Consider the following 19516-nt stretch of genomic DNA (forward strand, 5'->3'; position numbering starts at 1 on the left):
CGCAACCGACGGAGGACTCCCATGGCCAAGACCCGCGCCAAGATCGCCGAACTGGACCCAGTCTGGGCCCGCATCGTCCGCGAGGCCGAAGAGGTTGTCGCTGCCGAGCCACTGCTGGGCGGCTCGGTGCACATTTCGATCCTGCACCATCCGACCATCGAGCGGGCCTTGGCCTATCGCATCTCGCTCAAGCTGGCGAACGGCGAGATGTCCGAGCAGATCCTGCGCGAGATCTGCGACGAGGCCTATAGCTCCGATCCCTCGCTGGCGCTGAACGCGCGGGCCGATATCCAGGCCACCTTCGAGCGCGATCCGGCCTGCCACCGCTACCTGCAGCCGCTGCTCTACTTCAAAGGGTTTCAGGCGGTGCAAAGCCAGCGTGTCGCGCATTGGCTCTGGAACCAGGGCCGCCGCGACCTGTCGTATTTCTTCCAGATGCGCTCGTCCGAGGTGTTCGGCGTCGACATCCACCCGGCCGCGAAGATCGGCAAGGGCATCATGATCGACCACGCGCATTCTATCGTCATCGGCGAGACGGCGGTGGTCGGAGACGACGTGTCGATCCTGCATTCGGTGACGCTCGGCGGCACCGGGAAAGAGGACGAGGACCGTCACCCCAAGATCGGCAACGGCGTGCTGATCGGCGCCGGGGCGAAGGTGCTCGGCAACATCAAGGTGGGCGACCGCTCGCGGATCGCGGCGGGGTCCGTGGTGCTGGCCGAGGTGCCGCCCTGCAAGACCGTGGCCGGGGTTCCGGCGAAGATCGTCGGTGAGGCCGGCTGCGACCAGCCCTCGCGCTCGATGGATCAGAAGCTGACTGGCTGCAATTGCAGCGATTGAGACCGGGTGCTTCCCGGAAACGGAGCTTTCCCGAGAAATTCAAGAAGGCGCGGTCCGCAGGGACCGCGCCTTTTTGATGAAGCGTTGCCCAGGCCCCGGCTGCGGGGCGCAGGGCGCGGGTGATCAGGCTCCGGCGGCCATTGCCGGAAGTACGCGCCGCGCCCGGCTGCGGCCCTCCATCCAGGCCAGACCCAGCATGACGATGCCGCCCGCCGCCAGCGCCGCGCCGACCTGGCCGGTCGATCCCCAGCCGTGACCGGCGGCCAGCGCGCGCCCGGCAAGGAACGGCCCCAGCGCATTGGCGGCGTTGAAAGCGGCATGGTTGAGCGCCGCGGCCAGGGTCTGGGCCTCGCCAGCCACGTCCATCAGCCGCATCTGCAACGGAATGGCGAGGCTCGCCGTGGTGCCGAGCAGGAAGAGCGACAGGCCCATCATCAGCCAGTCGCCGACCACCGCGGTATAGAGCAGGCACATGGCGGTCATGCCGACCAGCAGCAACAGCGCGCCGCCGAGCCGCGACCAATCCGCCAGCCTCCCGGCAATCAGGTTGCCCAGCACCCCGCCGATGCCAAAGCCCGAAAGCGCCGCCGGGATCGCCCATGCAGGGGCGTTGGTGGCGTCGAGCATCGCAGCCGAGAAATAGGAATAGACCGCGAAAACCCCGCCAAAGCCGATCGCGCCAACCAGCAGCGTGCTCCAGACAGCGGGGTTGGCAAGCGCCGAGAGCTCGCGCAAGGGGCTCGGCATCGGGCCGCTCTGCACGTTCGGAGCCATCCGCGCAATCATCAGCGCCGAGGCGGCGGCGATCACGGTGGTGGCGACAAAGCAGAGACGCCAGCCGAAGATCTGCCCGACCGCACCAGCCAGCGGCACGCCGATGACATTGGCCAGCGTCAGCCCCATCAGCACCTGTGCAACGCCGCGCGCCTTGCGGCCCTCGGGCGAGAACTCGGCGGCAAAGAGCATCGAGATGCCGAGAAACGCCCCATGCGGCAGCCCTGCAAGGAAGCGTCCGACGATCAGCAGCGGCAGGTCGGGGGCCATCGCGCTCACCAGGTTGCCGAACCCGAAGAAGCAGATCAGCAGGATCAGCAGCAGCTTGCGCGGGATCATCGCGCCAAGCACCGCGAGCACCGGGGCGCCGACGACCACGCCAATGGCATAGGCGCTCACCGCATGGCCCGCATCGGGCTCGGTCACGCCAAGCTCGGCGGCGTAGTAGGGAAGCAGCCCCATCGCGGCGAACTCGGAGACGCCGATTGCAAAGGCGCCAAGCGCCAGCGAGAGAATCGTCAGCAGGCCCTGACGGTCTTGGGTAGCCATGTCTCAGCTCCGAGGGGAGGATGTGGGTCGGAAATCGGATTTCTGGAGCGCCCGAGCACGGAGGGGGTGACCCATCCGCCGCAGTGCAGCATGGCGCAATCGTATGCCGCGGATGCATCTTCGCAAGCGACGCTTGCGCAATCTCGTCATGCAGGCAGCGCATGACGCATGGCCCGAGGTCCGCGTGCAACCGCCCGATACGGAAGGGCATGACGGTGTAACGTTACGTCACGAGGCGGACAGCGACCCGGATTCTGCGAGCAATACGCGCGGAGGGTGTGGATAATTCCCTTTGGGGAGCATTGCCCAAGCGTCTGTAATTTTGGAGAAAAGTAATGTCGAGGACACATATTCTGGCGGTTCCGCTGTCGGTCCTTGCGCTCGCGGCACCCGCTGTCGCGCAGGAGCAGGCCGAAAAGCCGAACATCCTTGTGATCTGGGGCGACGACGTTGGCTGGTCCAACCTCTCGTCCTACGGGATGGGCACGATGGGCTACACGACGCCCAACATCGACCGCATCGCCATGGAGGGGGTTCGCTTCACCGACCATTACGCGCAGCCAAGCTGCACCGCTGGCCGGGCCGCCTTCATTACCGGCCAGTACCCGATCCGCTCCGGCATGACGACGGTGGGCCAGCCGGGCTCTGCGCTCGGGCTTCAGGCGGCCTCGCCGACGCTGGCGGAGGAGCTGAAGCAAATCGGCTACCGCACCGGCCATTTCGGCAAGAACCACCTCGGCGACCGCAACGAGCACCTGCCGACCGTGCACGGTTTCGACGAGTTCTTCGGCAACCTCTATCACCTCAACACCCAGGAGGAGGCAGAGCAGCGTGACTACCAGCGCTTTGGCGAGGCCTTCTCGGGGTCTCTCGAAGCCTATGAGGAGCAGTTCGGCACCCGCGGGGTGATCCACTCCTTTGCGTCCGAGACCGACGATCCCACCGAGCAGCCGCGCTTCGGCAAGATCGGCATGCAGACCATCGAGGACACCGGCCCGCTCACCCAGGAGCGGATGAAGATGTTCGACGAGGAAGAGGTGCTGCCGCTGGCGATCGACTTCATGTCCGCGGCCAAGGAGGCGGGCGAGCCCTTCTTCGTCTGGCTCAACACCAGCCGGATGCACCTCTACACGCGGCTCAACGACGAATGGCGCTACGCGGCCGAGGAATACACATCCGAGGCCGATCTTTACGGCTCGGGGATGCTGCAACATGACCACGATATCGGCATGGTTCTCGATTGGCTCGACGCGCAGGGGCTCTCCGACAACACCATCGTCTGGTACTCGACCGACAACGGGCCCGAGCACAACTCGTGGCCGCATGGCGGCACCACGCCGTTCCGCGGCGAGAAGATGACCACCTACGAGGGCGGTGTGCGCGTGCCGTCGATGGTGCGCTGGCCGGGACATCTCGAGGCCGGGACGATCCTCAACGGCATCCAGGGCCACCAGGACATGTTCACCTCGCTGGCTGCCGCCGCCGGGATCGAGGACGTGGCCGCCGAGGTCATGGAAGAGAAGCAGCAGTACATCGACGGGGTCAACAACCTGCCGTACTGGATGGGCGAAGAGGACCAGTCGGCCCGCAACAGCATCTTCTACTACTACGAGAGCAAGCTGACCGCTATCCGCATGGGGCCGTGGAAGTTCCACTTCTCCACCAAGGAGGACTATTACGACAGCCTGCAGGCGCGCACCGCGCCGCTGGTGTTCAACATCCGCATGGACCCCTTCGAGAGCTACAGCAGCACTGACGCCTACGGACACCTGATGCAGAAGGTGTCCTGGCTCATGCAGCCGATGAGCGTGCTCATGGGCCAGCACCTGCAGACCCTGGCGGAATATCCGCCGGTGCAGGGCGGGGCGTCCTTCGACATGTCGAATGTCGTGGCGGACTTCATGGAAAAGGCGATGCAGTAAACACTGCGTTGCGAACGAAGGCGGGGCGCGGTCCGGAGGGTCCGCGCCCTTTGCGGTCCGGGGCCGAAAGCGGGGCCGGGGGCCGGGCAAAGCAAAACGGCCCCACCTTGCAGTGGGGCCGTTCTTTGTTCCAGCGATGCGCCCGGATCAGGCGAGCATTACCATCGGGTTCTCGAGGTTGTCGGCAATCGCCTGCAGCAGCTCGGCCCCCAGCGCGCCGTCGATGACCCGGTGGTCGACCGAGAGCGTCACCGACATCACCGTCGCCACGGCGAGCTCGCCATCGGCACCCACGACCGGCTTCTTCACGCCCGCGCCCACGGCGAGGATCGCGCCATGCGGCGGGTTGATCACCGCGTCGAAGTTGTCGATGCCGTACATGCCGAGGTTGGAGATCGCGAAGCTGCCGCCGATGTACTCATGCGGTGCCAGCTTCTTGTTCCGGGCGCGGCCCGCGAGGTCCTTCATCTCTGCCGAGAGCGCCGAGAGCGACTTCATCTCGGCATCCTTCAGCACCGGGGTGAAGAGACCGCCTTCGATCGCCACGGCCACCGCCACGTCCGACGGCTTCAGCTTGAAGATGCGGTCGCCTGCCCAGACGGCATTGGCATCCGGCACCGACTGCAGCGCCAGGGCACAGGCCTTGATGACGAAGTCGTTGACCGAGAGCTTCACGCCGCGCGCTTCCAGCTGCTTGTTGAGCTGGCTGCGGAACTTCAGCAGCGCGTCGAGCTTGATGTCCTTGCGCAGGTAGAAGTGCGGGATGGTCTGCTTCGCCTCGGTGAGGCGGCTCGCCACCGTCTTGCGCATGCCGTCGAGCTTGACCTCTTCGATCTCGCGCCCCTCGTACATCTTGCGCACCGCGTCCGAGGACGGGCCCGAGGGCATCGCCGCGGCCTTCGGAGCCTCGGCTGCCTTGGTCTCGGCTGCTGCCGCCGGGGCGGCTGCCGCGCCGGGCTTGGCGGCCTCGACGTCGGCCTTCACGATGCGGCCGTGCGGGCCGGTGCCCTTGACCTGTGCAAGGTCGAGCCCCTTGTCCGCCGCGATGCGGCGGGCCAGCGGCGAGGCGAAGACGCGGCTGCCGTCGGCCGCCGCGGGGGCAGCCGGGGCAGGGGTCGCGGAGCCGGCTGCCGGGGTGGCCGCCGCTGCCTTGGCCTCTTCCGCCTTGGGCGCTTCGGCCTTCGCCTCGGCCTTGGGGGCCGAGGTGTCGATGTCATCGGCGCTCTCGCCCTCTTCGAGCAGGACCGCGATGGGGGTGTTCACCTTCACCCCTTCGCTGCCTTCCTCGATGAGGATCTTGCCGATCACGCCTTCGTCGACGGCTTCGAATTCCATCGTCGCCTTGTCGGTCTCGATCTCGGCGATGATGTCGCCCGAGCTGACCGTGTCGCCCTCTTTCACCAGCCACTTGGCCAGCGTGCCTTCCTCCATGGTGGGGGACAGCGCGGGCATCAGGATTTCCGTGGGCATGACGCTCTCCTTACCGGTAGGTGACTTGGCGGACGGCGTCGATCACCTCTGCAGTGGTGATCAGCGCGTGCTTCTCGAGGTTCGCCGCATAGGGCATCGGCACGTCCTTGCCGGTGCAGTTGATCACCGGGGCGTCGAGCCAGTCGAAGGCGTTCTGCATGATGTAGGCCGAGAGGTGGTTGCCGATGGAGCCCACCGGCCAGCCCTCTTCCACGGTCACGCAGCGGTTGGTCTTCTTCACCGACTCGATGACGGTGCCGTAGTCGATCGGGCGCAGGGTGCGCAGGTCGATGACCTCGGCCGAGATGCCGTCCTCGGCCAGCTTGTCCGCCGCTTCGAGCGCGTAGGTCATGCCGATGCCGAAGGACACGATGGTGACATCGGTGCCCTCGCGCCAGATCTTCGCCTTGCCGAAGGGCACGGTGAAATCGTCCATCACCGGCACCTCGAAGGAGCGGCCGTAGAGGATCTCGTTCTCGAGGAAGATCACCGGGTTCGGGTCACGGATGGCGCTCTTCAGCAGGCCCTTGGCGTCGGCTGCCGAATAGGGCATCGCCACCTTGAGGCCGGGCACCATCGCGTACCATGCGGCGTAATCCTGGGAGTGCTGCGCGCCGACGCGGGCGGCGGCGCCGTTCGGGCCGCGGAACACCATGGGCGCGCCCATCTGACCGCCGGACATGTAGAGCGTCTTGGCCGCCGAGTTGATGATCTGGTCGATCGCCTGCATGGCGAAGTTGAAGGTCATGAACTCGACGATGGGCTTGAGCCCGCCGAAGGCCGCGCCGACGCCGATGCCGGCAAAGCCGTGCTCGGTGATCGGCGTGTCGATGACGCGCTTGGAGCCGAATTCGTCGAGCAGGCCCTGGGTCACCTTGTAGGCGCCCTGGTACTCGGCAACTTCCTCGCCCATGACGAAGACGTTGGGATCGTTGCGCATTTCCTCGGCCATGGCGTCGCGGAGAGCTTCGCGCACGGTCTGGGTCTTCATCTCGGTGCCCTCGGGCCAGTCGGGCTCGACCGCCTTGGCCTTGGGGGTGGCGGGGGCAGAGGCGGGGGCCGCCTCGACCGGCGCTGCCGGGGCTTCTTCCGCGGCGGGCGCGGGGGCGGTGTCGCCACCCGAAGAGGTCTCGATCGACGAGGCGTCCTCGCCTTCCTCGACCAGCACGGCGATCGGGGTGTTGACCTTCACGCCCTCGGTGCCCTCGGCGATCAGCAGCTTGCCGACGATGCCCTCGTCGACCGCCTCGAATTCCATCGTCGCCTTGTCGGTCTCGATCTCGGCGAGGATGTCGCCCGAGCTCACGGTGTCACCCTCTTTGACCAGCCATTTGGCCAGCGTGCCCTCTTCCATGGTCGGCGAGAGCGCGGGCATGAGAATTTCGGTTGCCATATCCGTCTAGTCCTTCTGCCTCAGGCCTCTACCGCGTCGCCTTGCGGCACTTCGTCGGCGTAGATGTCGGTCCAGAGTTCCTCGAGCGCCGGCTCCGGGCTCTCCTTCGAGAACTCCGCCGAGGCGTTCACGATGTCCTTGATGTTCTTGTCGATCGCCTTGAGGTCGTCCTCGGTGGCATGCTTGCCCTGCAGCAGCAGGTCGCGCACGCTCTGGATCGGGTCACGCTCGTCGCGCATCTTCTGCACTTCCTCGCGGGTCCGGTACTTCGCCGGGTCCGACATCGAGTGGCCGCGGTAGCGGTAGGTCTTCACTTCGAGGATGTAGGGGCCCTTGCCGGCGCGGCAATGCGCCACGGCCTTCTCGCCGGCTTCCTTGACCGCCAGCACGTCCATGCCGTCGACCAGCTCGCCGGGGATGCCGTAGGGCGCGCCGCGGGTGTAGATTTCCTCGGTCGAGGTCGAGCGCTTCTGGGCGGTGCCCATGGCGTACTGGTTGTTCTCGATGACGAAGATCACCGGCAGCTTCCAGATCGAGGCCATGTTGAAGGTCTCGTAGACCTGGCCCTGGTTGGCCGCGCCGTCGCCGAAGTAGGCGAAGGTCACGCGGTCATTGCCGAGGTAGGCGTCGGCGAAGGCGAGGCCGGCGCCGAGCGGCACCTGCGCGCCGACGATGCCGTGGCCGCCGTAGAAATGCTTCTCGCGGCTGAACATGTGCATCGAGCCGCCCTTGCCCTTGGAGTAGCCGCCCTCGCGGCCGGTGAGCTCGGCCATCACCCCGTTCGGGTCCATGCCGCAGGCGAGCATGTGCCCGTGGTCGCGGTAGGAGGTGATGCGCTTGTCCCCCTCGCTGGCCGCGGCCTCGAGGCCGACGACAACGGCTTCCTGGCCGATGTAGAGGTGGCAGAACCCGCCGATGAGCCCCATGCCATACAGCTGACCCGCCTTCTCTTCGAAGCGGCGGATGAGCAGCATGTCATGATAGTATTGCTTGAGCTCCTCGGGCGAGACGTTCGGCTTGGCGGATGGTTTCCGGGCGGCCATGGGGACTCCTCCCAACTAGTTTAGTGTTAAACTTTCTTCCACAGTAAATCGCCCACGCCAGAGTGTCAAAGGGCCGGGACGGCTGTTTTGTCAAAAAATGGCGCGCGGCGACGCAGGGGCAAGCCGAAGGCGGAAGACCGCCGTTCGCGCGCCGTGCAGGCGCCGCGCCCGATGAGCCGGTGCCGCGGCGCGTATTTGGAAAGAGAAGAAGCGGCAGGCCTGGCCCGCGCGCTTCTTCTCTTCGAAAATACGCCGGGGGAGCACGGCGCGCAGCGGCGTGCGGGGGCGGAGCCCCTGCGGCGCAGGCAGGCGCGCGGCAAGGCCGGAAAGGAGGGGGGGAGCGCTGGCGCCGCGCTCAGCGCACGACGATCTCGTCCGAGCGGATCATGCCGAGCACGTCGCGCGCCTGCTGATCGAGCAGGTCGAGATCGAGATACTCGTCCGAGAGGCGCAGGGTGACGTTTTCCATATGCGCCACCTCGGTGTTGATCGAGGCAAGCTCCGAGGCGAGGCGGTCGGCCTCCACCTCGATCTCGGCGCGGCGGAAAAGCCCGTAATCGCCCTGCACGGCGGCAAAGGTGAAATAGCCCGACAGGCTGAGGGTGATCACCGCGAAAACAAGGCCGCCGAAGGCCGGTTTGCGTCTGCCTGTCATCTGCGTGGGTCCTGATGCCTGTCTGCCGTGTGCTCTGCTCGGCGCCGGGATCCCTCTTTGCGCGGGGATGCGTCCGACGTCGGGGAAACCCTGCCACAGCGCGGGACGCATGGAAATCCCCCGCGGCGATGCTTGCTGGAGTTTCTCTGCGATTGCCCGCTGATTGTGGCCGATCGGCCCGCCGAGCGGGCCGATCGGTTCGATGTGGTCAGCCGAGCGCGGCGACGCCGGGCAGGGTCTTGCCCTCCATCCACTCGAGGAAGGCGCCGCCGGCGGTGGAGATATAGGTGAAGTCGTCCGCGGCACCGGCCTTGTTCAGCGCCGCCACCGTGTCGCCGCCTCCGGCCACCGAGACCAGCTCGCCGCGCGCGGTGCGCTTGGCGGCGAATTTCGCCGCGGCATTGGTCGCCGCGTCGAAGGGGGCGATCTCGAAGGCACCGAGCGGGCCGTTCCAGATCAGCGTCTCGGCGCGGGCAATGGCCTGCTCGACATGGGCGACGCTCTCGGGGCCGGCGTCGAGGATCATCGCGTCGGCCGGGCAGCTTTCCGCGGGCACCACCTCAGAGGGCGCGTTCTCGCGGAATTCGCGCGCCACCACCACGTCGCGCGGCAGGATGATCTCGCAGCCCGCCGCGGCGGCCTTTTCGGCGATCTGCTTCGCGGTGCCGGTCATCTCGTGCTCGCAGAGCGATTTGCCCACGTCGACACCCTGGGCGGCGAGGAAGGTGTTGGCCATGCCGCCGCCGATCACCAGCATGTCGACCTTTTCCACGAGGTTGCCCAGCAGGTCGAGCTTGGTCGAGACCTTGGCGCCGCCGACCACCGCCAGCACCGGGCGCTTGGGCGCGCCGAGCGCGGCCTCGAGTGCCTCGAGCTCGGCCTGCATCAGGCGGCCGGCGCAGGACGGCAGCAGATGCGCCAGCGCCGCGGTCGAGGCATGGGCACGATGCGCCGCCGAGAAGGCGTCGTTGCAGTAGATGTCGCCGAGCGCCGCGTAGCGCTTGGCGAGCTCGGCGTCGTTCTTCTCTTCGCCGGGCTCGAAACGGGTGTTCTCCAGCAGCACGACCTGGCCCTCGGCGCAGGCGCCGATCACCGCGGCAGCCTCGTCCAGCGTGGCGAAGTTCACCGTCGTGCCAAAGGCGGCCTCGAGCGCGGGCACCAGCATCTTCAGCGACATCTCGGGCACGACGCTGCCCTTGGGGCGGCCGAAATGCGCCAGCAGCACGGGGGTGCCGCCGCGCGACAGGATATCCTGCACGGTGGGGGCCACGCGCTCGATCCGCGTCGCGTCGGTCACCACGCCGCCATCCACCGGCACGTTGATGTCGACACGGGTGAGCACGCGCTTGCCGGCCAGTTCCATGTCGTCGAGGGTCTTCCAGGCCATTTCGGTCCTCCTGATGTCTTGCTTGCGCAAAGGTCTGCCCCGAGCCGCGCGCAAGGTCAATGCGCCAGCCCCGGCGCCGCGGCGGACGCGGGACCGGCGCGCACCGGCGGGCGGCGGATCTTGGCATTCGCGCCCGGTCGGACTAAATCTCGCGCAAGTCACGCCATAGGGAGTATCGTCATGGCCGAGATCAAAGACCCGGAAAACACCATCCTCATCGAGCTGAAGGGCGGCACCGTCACCATCGAACTGCTGCCCGACGTGGCACCGCAGCACGCCGAGCGCATGAAGGAACTGGCGCGTGCGGGCGAATATGACAACGTCTGCTTCCACCGCGTGATCGACGGTTTCATGGCGCAGACCGGCGACGTCGAGCATGGCGACATGGAAGACGGCTTCAACCTGCGCCGCGCCGGCACCGGCGGCTCGCAGCTGCCCGACCTGCCCGCGGAATTCTCGCGCCTGCCGCATGACCGCGGCACGCTTGGCGCGGCGCGCTCGATGAACCCGAACTCGGCCAACTCGCAGTTCTTCATCAACTTCAAGGACAACCATTTCCTCAACGGCCAGTACACCGTCTACGGCCGCGTCATCGAGGGCATGGAGCATGTCGATGCGATCACCCGCGGCGAGCCGCCTGCCGAGCCCGACCGGATGATCTCGGTGAAGGTGGCATCCGATGCGTAAGCTGGCGCTGCTGCTGTCGGTGCTCGCCTCGCCCGCGTTGGCGGCGGGGCTTGACGTCGAGGTCGCGGGCGAGGGGGCCAATGGCACCTTCCACATCGAGCTCTATGACGATGTTGCCCCGCAGCACGCCGCACGGCTGACCGAGCTGGCCAAGTCGGGCGATTACGACGGGGTGTACTTCCACCGCGTGATCGAGGGCTTCATGGCGCAGACCGGCGACGTGCAGTTCGCGCGCGACGGCGGCGACATCCGCATGGCGGGCATGGGCGGCTCCGACCTGCCGGACCTGCCGGCGGAGTTCTCGGACAAGCCCTTCGCGCGCGGCGTGGTGGGCATGGCCCGCTCGCAGAATCCGGATTCGGCCAACTCGCAGTTCTTCATCATGTTTGCCGCGGCGCCGCATCTCAACGGCGACTATACCGCGGTGGGCGAGGTGACCTCGGGCATCGAGGTGATCGACGCGATCAAGCGCGGCACCGGGCCGAACGGCGCCGTGGTCGGCAAGCCCGACATGATGGTGAAGGTCACCCCGACCGAGTGAGGCGTGCGCCGGTCAGGGGCTCCGCCCCTCGGCGCTGCGCGCCTCACCCCGGCGTATTTCAAAAGAGAAGAAGGGCTGGCCGCCGTCAGGTGGCCAGCCCTTTCGGCAGGTGGCGGGCGAGCGGCGCAAGGGCGCGGCAGCGCAGCCATGTGCCGCCGAGCCGATGCGGCCGCGCGCCGGTGCCGAGCTTGAAACGGGTGACGCCGGGCGCGTCATCGTCGTTGAGAATGCCGAGATCGAGCTGATCGTGACCGCGCGCGGCCAGCCAGCGCATCGCCTCCCACAGCAGCAGGGGCATCGCGTTGGCGGCACGGCCCTGCGCTGTTGCGACGCCGGTGGTCCAGCTTGCCATGCGCCCATGGCGCAGCACCGCGATGGCGGCCACCGGGGTGCCGCCCTGCCGTGCCTCCCAGATCAGCGCGGCACCGGGGTTGGCCTTGGCGAAGGCGGCAAGGAAGGCCGGCGGCAGGTTGCGGTAGCGGCGCGCGCGCGCCTGGGCCGCCTCGGCACCCAGCAGCCAGTGCGCGCCCTGCAGGGGCATGCGGCGCAGCGCCAGATTTCCCCGCGCGCCGCGCGCCAGGCGGTTGCGCCATTTCTGCCGCAGCGCCGCGCGCATCTCCGTCTCCGGGCCGAGCGGCACCAGCGCCAGCGTGGCGGGGGTGAGCAGCGGCCAGAACCCCGCGCGGCGCAGCGCCGCGCCGGAGAGCCCGTCGGCGTTCAGCACCAAAGGCTCCGCCATGCGCCATTCGCGCAGCCAGCTCTCGGCATCCGCGGGCTGCGCCGCGACCGGGCCGCGCGAGAGCAGCGACACCGTCCCGACGAGCGGCAGGCGCCGCGTCTGGAGCTGCCAGCGCAGCGCCGCAGCGCCGGGCAGCATGTCCTCGCCGACCCGGCAGGTGATCCCCAGCACCGCGCAGGCACGGGCGTATTCCGGTGATTGCGGCAGGGGGAGGGGCAGGTCCGTCATGCTGCGCATTTACCACTCATAAGCTGAGCACGTGGTTAACTGCGGCCATGTCCGCTTCGCGCCGCCGCCCGCCCGTTCACGCCCCTCGGCCCCGCCCGACCCGCGCCGCGGCACTGCTCGTCGCGCTTGTCCTTTCCGTGCCCTTTGCCCTGCTCGCGCTCGCCGAGGCGTTGCTCTAGACCCCTTCTTCTAGGCGCAAATATCCCGGGGGAGCCCGCAGGGCGGGGGCGGAGCCCCCTCTGGCCGCGGCCTCCGGGCCGCGCCGAACAAACGTTGGCCCGAGGGGTCTTTCCCCCGCCGATCATCCGTGCAATAGGGACGTGCCAACCGATACCCTCCCAAGGAGCCGCCCCCATGGAGATTCGCGAGGCCTTTACCTTCGACGATGTTCTGCTGTTGCCCGCAGCATCCAGCGTTCTGCCGTCCACGGCCGACACGCGCACCCGCGTGACCAAGAGCATCGCGCTCAACATCCCGCTGCTGTCCTCGGCCATGGACACGGTCACCGAGGCGCGCATGGCGATCACCATGGCGCAGGCCGGTGGCATCGGGGTCATCCACAAGAACCTCGACGTCGAGCGCCAGGCGCAGGAAGTGCGCCGGGTGAAGCGCTTCGAGAGCGGCATCGTCTACAACCCTGTGACGCTCACCCCCGACCAGACGCTGGCCGACGCGCAGGCGCTGACCGAGCGCTACGGCTTTACCGGCTTCCCGGTGATCGATGACCAGCACCGCGTCGTCGGCATCGTCACCAACCGCGACATGCGCTTCGCGCAGAAGCCGGACACGCCGGTGCGGGTGATGATGACCTCGGAGAACCTCGCCATCCTGCGCGAGCCCGCCGACCGCGACGAGGCGATCAGCCTGATGAAGGCGCGCCGGATCGAGAAGCTGCTGGTCACCGACGCGCAGGGCAAGCTGACCGGGCTGCTGACCCTGAAGGACACCGAGAAGGCCGTGCTCAACCCCACCGCCTGCAAGGACGAGCTGGGCCGCCTGCGCGTGGCCGCGGCGACCGGCGTGGGCGATGCGGGCTTCGAGCGCACCTCGGCGCTGATCGACGCGGGCGTCGACATCGTGGTGATCGACACCGCCCACGGCCACAGCGCCGGGGTGATCGACGCCGTGGCCCGTGCCAAGGCGCTTTCGAACCAGGTGCAGGTCATTGCCGGCAACGTCGCGACCGGGGACGCCACCCGCGCGCTGATCGATGCCGGGGCCGATGCGGTCAAGGTCGGCATCGGGCCGGGCTCGATCTGCACCACGCGCATGGTCGCCGGGGTCGGCGTGCCGCAGCTCACCGCGATCATGGATTGCGCCAAGGCGGCGGGCGACGTGCCGATCATCGCGGATGGCGGCATCAAGTTCTCGGGCGATTTCGCCAAGGCCATCGCTGCCGGGGCGTCCTGCGCCATGGTCGGCAGCATGATCGCCGGCACCGACGAGAGTCCGGGCGAGGTGATCCTCTACCAGGGCCGCTCGTTCAAGGCCTATCGCGGCATGGGCAGCCTTGGCGCCATGGCGCGCGGCTCGGCCGACCGCTACTTCCAGAAGGATGCGGCGAGCGACAAGCTGGTCCCAGAGGGCATCGAGGGCCAGGTGCCCTACAAGGGCGCGGCCGGCGCGGTGATCCACCAGCTCGTCGGCGGCCTGCGCGCCGCCATGGGCTATACCGGCAATGCCACGGTCGAGGAGATGCGGCGCAACTGCCAGTTCGTGCGCATCACCAACGCCGGCCTGTCGGAGAGCCACGTGCACGACGTGCAGATCACCCGCGAGTCGCCGAACTACCGGATCGGTTGAGCGATGATCTTCTGAAAAACGAAAAGACCCGGGCGCTTTCCCGCTCGGGTCTTCTCGCGCACGAAGGGCTGGTCCTTCCCGGAGCCGGACAGTGCATCGGGGCCTTGGCTGATACAGACGCAGATGAACTGTCACGCGAACCGATGCGCCTGATGCGTTTCTCGGGGCGGCGCCGAGGTGCGGCGCATTTGCGCGCCGGAGTTTCGTCTGCGCCCTCGTCTGTGCCTTAGTTCGGCGCGACAAGGGGGCGTCAAGAATGGGCGAGATGTCGCCCTTTTCAGCGTGCTGACGGCGGTGGGACCCTCGCGCGGAAAGAATCCCACGGGGTCCCAAGGTCCTTCATCGGCGACGGCTTTGCCTTCTTGCCTGCCTTTTGCGCGGAGAGCATGGCTCAGGTTCCGCGCGGTCCGCCTTGGTGACATTCAAGCGCATCGCGCTGCGTCTATCGCGCAGCGGCTGCAGCGTGCCGTGCAGATCGACATGCGCTGCCGTCGCGAGACACCCTTGGACTGCCTCGGTCCCGCTGCTGTCTGGCCGTACGCCGGAAAATAGCGGCGGAGCAGGGGGGCGCTGCCCCCGCTTCGCCTGCGGCGAATTCACCCCCGGCGTATTTGCAAAGAGAAGAAGCCGCTGCGTGTCAGCGCTGCGCGTCGAGCCGGGCGCGGAGATGTTCGAGCACATGCACGCGGATCGCCGAGGCGAGCCCGGCGTCCACGCCGCGGCGGGTGTCGATCTCGGTGGCGAGCGCGTTCAGCGTCTTGCCCTCGGCCTCGGCGATGCGGCGGAATTCGTCCCAGAACGGCGCTTCCAGCGACACCGAGGTGCGGTGGCCGCGGATGGTGAGCGAATGTTTGATCGGGCGTCCGGTCATCGCTTGGGCGTCGGGTCGGGGGTGTCGCCCGCCTCCAGCCTGTGGCCGTCGAGATCGCGCGCGGTTTTTGCCGCCTCGGTCGCCTCACGCTGCTTTTCGGCCTTGCTCCGCCCGTGGCGCGCGGCGTTCTCATCGGCCTGCGCGCGCTTCTCGGCGCGGGCGCGATCCTTGCGGAACCGGTTGAGGTTGATGACATTGCTCATGGGGGCGGAGAATAGCGTGGCCGGCGCGGGCGGCAATGGGCCGGCGGCGGATTTCGGTGCGGCCCGCGCGTGTGGATGCCGCGCTTGGCCTTTGGGGGGATGGCGCGATCGGGGATGTGTCGCGGGCCGGGGCGGGCATCCACACGGGTGATACGCTGGCCATCGCAAAGCCCGTCGGTCGCTGCGCAAAAGAAAAGCGGGGCCGTGCGGGCCCCGCTTCTCGTGGTCTTCTTGCGAGGGCTCAGCCTTTCGGGCCGATCATGTCCTCGGGGCGCACGATGCGGTCGAAGGTTTCCTCGTCGACGAAGCCGAGCGCGATCGCCTCTTCCTTCAGCGTGGTGCCGTTCTTATGCGCGGTCTTGGCGACCTTGGTGGCGTTGTCGTAGCCGATGGTCGGGGCCAGCGCCGTCACCAGCATCAGCGATTCCTTCATCAGCTTGTCGATGCGCGCCACGTTCGCCTGGGTGCCGACGACCATGTTGTCGGTGAAGGCCGAGGCGCTGTCGCCGAGCAGCTGCATCGACTGCAGCACGTTGTAGCTCATCATCGGGTTGTAGACGTTGAGCTCGAAGTGACCCTGGCTGCCGGCGAAACCGACGGCGGCGTCATTGCCCATGACATGGGCGCAGACCATGGTCAGCGCCTCGGCCTGGGTCGGGTTGACCTTGCCGGGCATGATCGACGAGCCGGGCTCGTTCTCGGGCAGGATCAGCTCGCCGAGACCCGAGCGCGGGCCCGAGCCCAAGAGGCGCATGTCGTTGGCGATCTTGAACAGCGAGGCCGCCACGGTCTTCAGCGCGCCAGAGAACATGACCATCGCGTCATGCGCGGCGAGCGCCTCGAACTTGTTGGGGGCGGTGACGAAGGGCAGGTCGGTGATCTGCGCCATGTTGGCGGCAACCATCTCGGCCCAGCCCTTCTGGGTGTTGAGACCGGTGCCGACGGCGGTGCCGCCCTGCGCCAGCTCGTAGATGTCGCCAAGGCAGGCCTCGACGCGCTCGATGCCCTTTTTCACCTGGTGGGTGTAGCCGCCGAACTCCTGGCCCAGCGTCAGCGGGGTGGCGTCCTGCGTGTGGGTGCGGCCGATCTTGATGATGTCCTTGAACTCTTCGGACTTCGCCTCGAGCGCGGCGTGCAGCTTGCGCAGGCCGGGCAGCAGCACGTCGCGCGCCTGCATGGCGATGGCCACGTGCATGGCGGTCGGGAAGGTGTCGTTGGACGACTGGCCCATGTTGCAGTGGTCGTTGGGGTGCACGGGCTTCTTCGAGCCCATCTCGCCGCCCAGCATCTCGATGGCGCGGTTCGAGATCACCTCGTTCGCGTTCATGTTCGACTGGGTGCCCGAGCCGGTCTGCCAGACCACCAGCGGGAAGTTGTCGTCGAACTTGCCCTCGATGACCTCACCGGCGGCGGCGATGATCGCGTCGGCGACCTTGGCCTCCATCGTGCCCAGTTCCTTGTTGGCCATGGCGCAGGCCTGTTTCACCACGCCGAGCGCGCGGATAATCGGAACCGGCTGCTTCTCCCAGCCGATCGGGAAGTTCATGATCGACCGCTGGGTCTGGGCACCCCAGTACTTGTCGGCGGGAACCTCAAGCGGGCCGAAGCTGTCGGTCTCGGTGCGGGTGTTGGCCATCTGTGCCTCCTGCAAAGCATACCATTGTGTGCCGTTTAGCCGCGTCGCGTGCCGGGGGCAACGGGCAAGCGGCTGGCGAATGGGGTGTTAGCGCAGCGACACCGCGGAGATTTCGTTGGCTGTCGCAGTGAAAACGCAAACGCGCCGGGGCTGGAGGGCACCGGCGCGCGGATCGCGGAGCTTCGGGGCAGAGGCCCCGGCAGGTCACTTGCGGAAGGAATCGAGGCGGACCACCTCGGCGTCCTGCTTGACCGGTGCGCGGGGGCTGTCGTCCGGACCGCCCTCGGGCGGGGTCGGCTCGTCGTCGTCCTCATCCTCTTCCTCGTGCGTCTCGAAGCGCAGGCCGAATTCGACCGAGGGATCGACGAAGGTCTTGATCGAGTCGTAGGGGATGTAGAGCCGCTCCGGCGCGTCACCGAAGTTGAGCGTCACGGCGAAGCCGTCCTCGGTCACCTCGAGGTCTTCGTACCAGTGTTGCATGACCACGGTCATCTCGCCGGGGTAGCGGTCCGAGAGCCAGTCTGCCAGTTCCACGTCGGGATGCTGCGTGTCGAAGGTTATGAAGAAGTGGTGGTCTCCGGGAAGGCCAGTCTCCTGAACCCCTACCAGCACGTCGTTGATGAGCCCGCGCATGGCGCGGTGCATGAGATTGCCATAGTCGATGCCGCCGGGCATTGGCTGCTCCTCGTCGCTTTCGTTTCACCATATTAGATTTGGCGGCGAGGAAAAGGGGACATGGCGGAAAAATACCGTGCTGCGGCATATTCGTGGAAAGTTAAATTTTAATAAAGACTTACTGCGTATGAGGAGAGTGCCGTGACGGCAAGGGTCAGCGGTACCGAACGGCGCAGCGGACCCAACAACAGCGCCGCAAGAAGCGTGAGCGCAAGGGCGACGGGCTGGAGGCTGGCGAGGACGGGCAGTTCCGGCGCGATGGGGCCGAAACTCGGCATCCGCGTTTCGGCGAAGAGCACGTGCAGGGCGAACCACAGCGCCAGATTGGCGATGACGCCAAGCACCGCGGCTGTGATGGCGTCGAGCATGGCCTGTAGCCGGGGCCGGGCGAGCAGCCGTTCCAGATGTGGCGCAAAGGCAAAGATCCACAGGAAACACGGGATGAACGTGACCCAGAGGACCATGGCTCCGGCCGCAAGTGCCAGCGGCCAGCCGCCGGCGGCGAATCCGGTGATCATGCCGACGAACTGGGTCACGAGGATCAGCGGGCCGGGGGTGGTCTCGGCCAGACCCAGCGCGTCGGCCATCTGCGCAGGCTCGAGCCAGCCGCGCGCGGTGACGGCCTCCTGCGCCAGCCAGGCAAGCACCGCGTAGGCACCGCCGAAGGAGAAGACCGCCAGTTTCGAGAACAGCATGCCGATGTCGTAGAGCAGGTCTTGCCCGGCCAGCGCGGCCAGCACCATCGGCGCGAACCAAAGACCCACCCAGAGCGGCCAGACCCAGAGCCGGTCGGTGACCGGGGCGGGGACCGGGTGCAGCTCTCCGGCCGGGGTCGCAGGGGTGCCCAGCCAGCCGACCAGCGCGGCCGCGCCGACGACCAGCGGAAAGGGCAGGTGCAGCACATAGAGCGCGGCGAAGGCGGCGAGGGCAATCAGCGGCGCGCCGCGGCGGGTCAGCACCTTGCGCCCCAGTCGCAGCAGCGCCTGTGCCACCAGGGCGATCACCGTCGCCTTGACGCCAAGCATCAGCCCCGTCACCTCGGGGCGCGCGCCGAAACTGGCGTAGGCCAAGGCGAGCCCTGCGATGACCAGCGCGCCGGGCAGCACGAACAGCCCGCCCGCGATCAGCCCGCCAAGCGTGCCGCGCAGGCGCCAGCCGACCCATGTGGCAAGCTGCATGGCCTCGGGGCCGGGCAGCAGCATGCAGAAGGACAGCGCCTGAAGGTACTGGCGTTCGGTCAGCCATCCGCGATCCTCGACGATCTCGCGGTGCAGCAGGGCGATCTGCGCGGCGGGGCCGCCGAAGCTCAGCAGGCCGATGCGCAGGAAGGTGAGGAAGAGTTGGGAAAGCGACGTCATGGCAGGCATTTGCACCGGCGTCTGTGACGGTTCCATGTCGGTTCAGCCAAGCACGCGCGCGAGCTCGCGCAGGATCTTGCGGCGCAGCGTTTCGGCGAAGCCCTGGTGGCTGCGGGCGGTCATCACGAAGCCGTCGCGGGTGATCAGCACCTGGCGGTAGTAGTTGCTGACCGGCAACCCATGTCCTGGTCCCTCGATCGCCAGCCCGTTCACCGTGACCCCCATGCGCTCGGCCCGCACCCGCGCCGCCGACGCGGAAGGGCCGGAGTTCGGCGTGCCATCGCCCGAGATGTCGATCACCCGCCGCGTGCAGGAGGGGGCGGCTTCCATGGCGTCGAGCGCAGCGGTCAGCGCGGCTCCGGGCGCGGTGTCGGAAAGCACAAAGGCCCTCTGCATGCGCTCGGCGGCCTCGGCGAAGCGGGTCAGCTCGGCAGGTTCGGTGATCTGCGTCCAGTCGAGTGTGAGCGCCTGGTGGGCGGGGCCGGACCATTGCAGCACCGCCAGCGCGATCCGGTCCTCGACCATGAGCGCGGCAATTTCGGGGTCGCGCAATGCCTGCGCAAGCCCCTCGGCCTGGATGGCGTACTCGGCGGGGTCGATGGAGTTCGAGACGTCCATGGCCAGCAAGAGCGCGGTTTCGCAGGCGCGGACCGGCGCGGCGCAAAGCGCGGCGAACAGGGCGACACTGGCAACGGGTGCGGGGGCCATGCTGAATATGCTGGCAGGCAGTTGACCTTCGGTC

At 67.6% G+C, this 19516-nt stretch carries 18 protein-coding genes; 5 read left to right on the plus strand and 13 right to left on the minus strand.

Features of this window, described 5'->3' with window-relative positions; genetic code table 11:
- The first annotated feature begins 21 nt into the window (after nt 1–21).
- On the plus strand, nt 22–840 hold the full coding sequence (gene cysE / locus IQ782_RS02565; RefSeq protein ID WP_194133024.1) for a serine O-acetyltransferase: 819 nt from the start codon (nt 22–24) through the stop codon (nt 838–840).
- Nucleotides 841–963: 123 nt separating this feature from the next.
- Here the strand turns inward: cysE and IQ782_RS02570 are convergent, their stop codons facing one another.
- Nucleotides 964–2163: an MFS transporter gene (locus IQ782_RS02570; protein WP_194133025.1), complete on the minus strand. Its 1200-nt coding sequence runs from the start codon at nt 2161–2163 to the stop codon at nt 964–966.
- Between the two features lie 335 nt (nt 2164–2498).
- Here IQ782_RS02570 and IQ782_RS02575 point away from each other — a divergent pair, with 335 nt between their 5' ends.
- Nucleotides 2499–4085 carry an arylsulfatase gene (locus IQ782_RS02575; RefSeq protein WP_194133026.1) on the plus strand — a complete coding sequence of 529 codons (1587 nt, stop codon included), beginning with the start codon at nt 2499–2501 and terminating at the stop codon, nt 4083–4085.
- Nucleotides 4086–4232: 147 nt separating this feature from the next.
- On the opposite strand, the gene IQ782_RS02580 is transcribed toward IQ782_RS02575, so the two are convergent.
- The 5 genes from IQ782_RS02580 to IQ782_RS02600 all read right to left on the minus strand — a co-directional run bounded on the left by IQ782_RS02580 (nt 4233) and on the right by IQ782_RS02600 (nt 10033).
- Nucleotides 4233–5555 (minus strand): pyruvate dehydrogenase complex dihydrolipoamide acetyltransferase, encoded by a 1323-nt coding sequence (locus IQ782_RS02580; RefSeq protein ID WP_194133027.1) that lies wholly within the window; start codon nt 5553–5555, stop codon nt 4233–4235.
- Between the two features lie 10 nt (nt 5556–5565).
- Complete coding sequence (locus tag IQ782_RS02585; protein WP_194133028.1) at nt 5566–6948, minus strand: pyruvate dehydrogenase complex E1 component subunit beta; 1383 nt, start codon at nt 6946–6948, stop codon at nt 5566–5568.
- Nucleotides 6949–6968: 20 nt separating this feature from the next.
- Entirely contained in the window at nt 6969–7991 is a 1023-nt protein-coding gene (pdhA, locus tag IQ782_RS02590; RefSeq protein ID WP_194133029.1) for a pyruvate dehydrogenase (acetyl-transferring) E1 component subunit alpha, read from the minus strand.
- A 355-nt stretch (nt 7992–8346) separates the two neighbouring features.
- On the minus strand, nt 8347–8646 hold the full coding sequence (locus IQ782_RS02595) for an FtsB family cell division protein (protein WP_194133030.1): 300 nt from the start codon (nt 8644–8646) through the stop codon (nt 8347–8349).
- 208 nt (nt 8647–8854) lie between these two features.
- Nucleotides 8855–10033 (minus strand): phosphoglycerate kinase, encoded by a 1179-nt coding sequence (locus tag IQ782_RS02600; RefSeq protein ID WP_194133031.1) that lies wholly within the window; start codon nt 10031–10033, stop codon nt 8855–8857.
- 180 nt (nt 10034–10213) lie between these two features.
- Here IQ782_RS02600 and IQ782_RS02605 point away from each other — a divergent pair, with 180 nt between their 5' ends.
- Together IQ782_RS02605 and IQ782_RS02610 are read left to right on the plus strand one after the other, a co-directional pair.
- Nucleotides 10214–10720, plus strand: coding sequence for a peptidylprolyl isomerase (locus tag IQ782_RS02605; protein ID WP_194133032.1), 507 nt, complete (start codon nt 10214–10216; stop codon nt 10718–10720).
- Nucleotides 10713–11261, plus strand: coding sequence for a peptidylprolyl isomerase (locus tag IQ782_RS02610; protein ID WP_194133033.1), 549 nt, complete (start codon nt 10713–10715; stop codon nt 11259–11261). Before IQ782_RS02605 ends, IQ782_RS02610 begins: the two co-directional genes overlap by 8 nt.
- Nucleotides 11262–11346: 85 nt before the next feature.
- Here IQ782_RS02610 and IQ782_RS02615 read toward each other — a convergent pair whose 3' ends face one another.
- Nucleotides 11347–12237: a GNAT family N-acetyltransferase gene (locus IQ782_RS02615; protein WP_240989030.1), complete on the minus strand. Its 891-nt coding sequence runs from the start codon at nt 12235–12237 to the stop codon at nt 11347–11349.
- 345 nt (nt 12238–12582) lie between these two features.
- Between IQ782_RS02615 and guaB the strand changes: the two genes are divergently transcribed.
- Nucleotides 12583–14031 (plus strand): IMP dehydrogenase, encoded by a 1449-nt coding sequence (guaB, locus tag IQ782_RS02620; RefSeq protein WP_194133034.1) that lies wholly within the window; start codon nt 12583–12585, stop codon nt 14029–14031.
- Between the two features lie 637 nt (nt 14032–14668).
- Here guaB and IQ782_RS02625 read toward each other — a convergent pair.
- The 6 genes from IQ782_RS02625 to IQ782_RS02650 form a co-directional block, all read right to left on the minus strand.
- A complete protein-coding gene (locus IQ782_RS02625) occupies nt 14669–14902 on the minus strand; it encodes a ribbon-helix-helix domain-containing protein (RefSeq protein ID WP_194133035.1) in 234 nt (77 codons plus the stop codon).
- Entirely contained in the window at nt 14899–15105 is a 207-nt protein-coding gene (locus IQ782_RS02630) for a DUF4169 family protein (RefSeq protein ID WP_194133036.1), read from the minus strand. The genes IQ782_RS02625 and IQ782_RS02630 overlap by 4 nt, the downstream gene beginning before the upstream one ends.
- Nucleotides 15106–15346: 241 nt before the next feature.
- Entirely contained in the window at nt 15347–16741 is a 1395-nt protein-coding gene (gene fumC / locus IQ782_RS02635; RefSeq protein ID WP_194133037.1) for a class II fumarate hydratase, read from the minus strand.
- 204 nt (nt 16742–16945) lie between these two features.
- Nucleotides 16946–17416, minus strand: coding sequence for an SspB family protein (locus IQ782_RS02640; protein ID WP_194133038.1), 471 nt, complete (start codon nt 17414–17416; stop codon nt 16946–16948).
- Nucleotides 17417–17523: 107 nt separating this feature from the next.
- Nucleotides 17524–18774: a chromate efflux transporter gene (gene chrA / locus IQ782_RS02645; protein ID WP_194133039.1), complete on the minus strand. Its 1251-nt coding sequence runs from the start codon at nt 18772–18774 to the stop codon at nt 17524–17526.
- Between the two features lie 42 nt (nt 18775–18816).
- Nucleotides 18817–19482, minus strand: a complete 666-nt coding sequence (locus tag IQ782_RS02650) for a DUF1194 domain-containing protein (RefSeq protein ID WP_194133040.1) — start codon at nt 19480–19482, stop codon at nt 18817–18819.
- Nucleotides 19483–19516 lie beyond the last annotated feature (34 nt).

Source organism: Salipiger mangrovisoli (assembly GCF_015223355.1).
Classification (GTDB): domain Bacteria; phylum Pseudomonadota; class Alphaproteobacteria; order Rhodobacterales; family Rhodobacteraceae; genus Salipiger; species Salipiger mangrovisoli.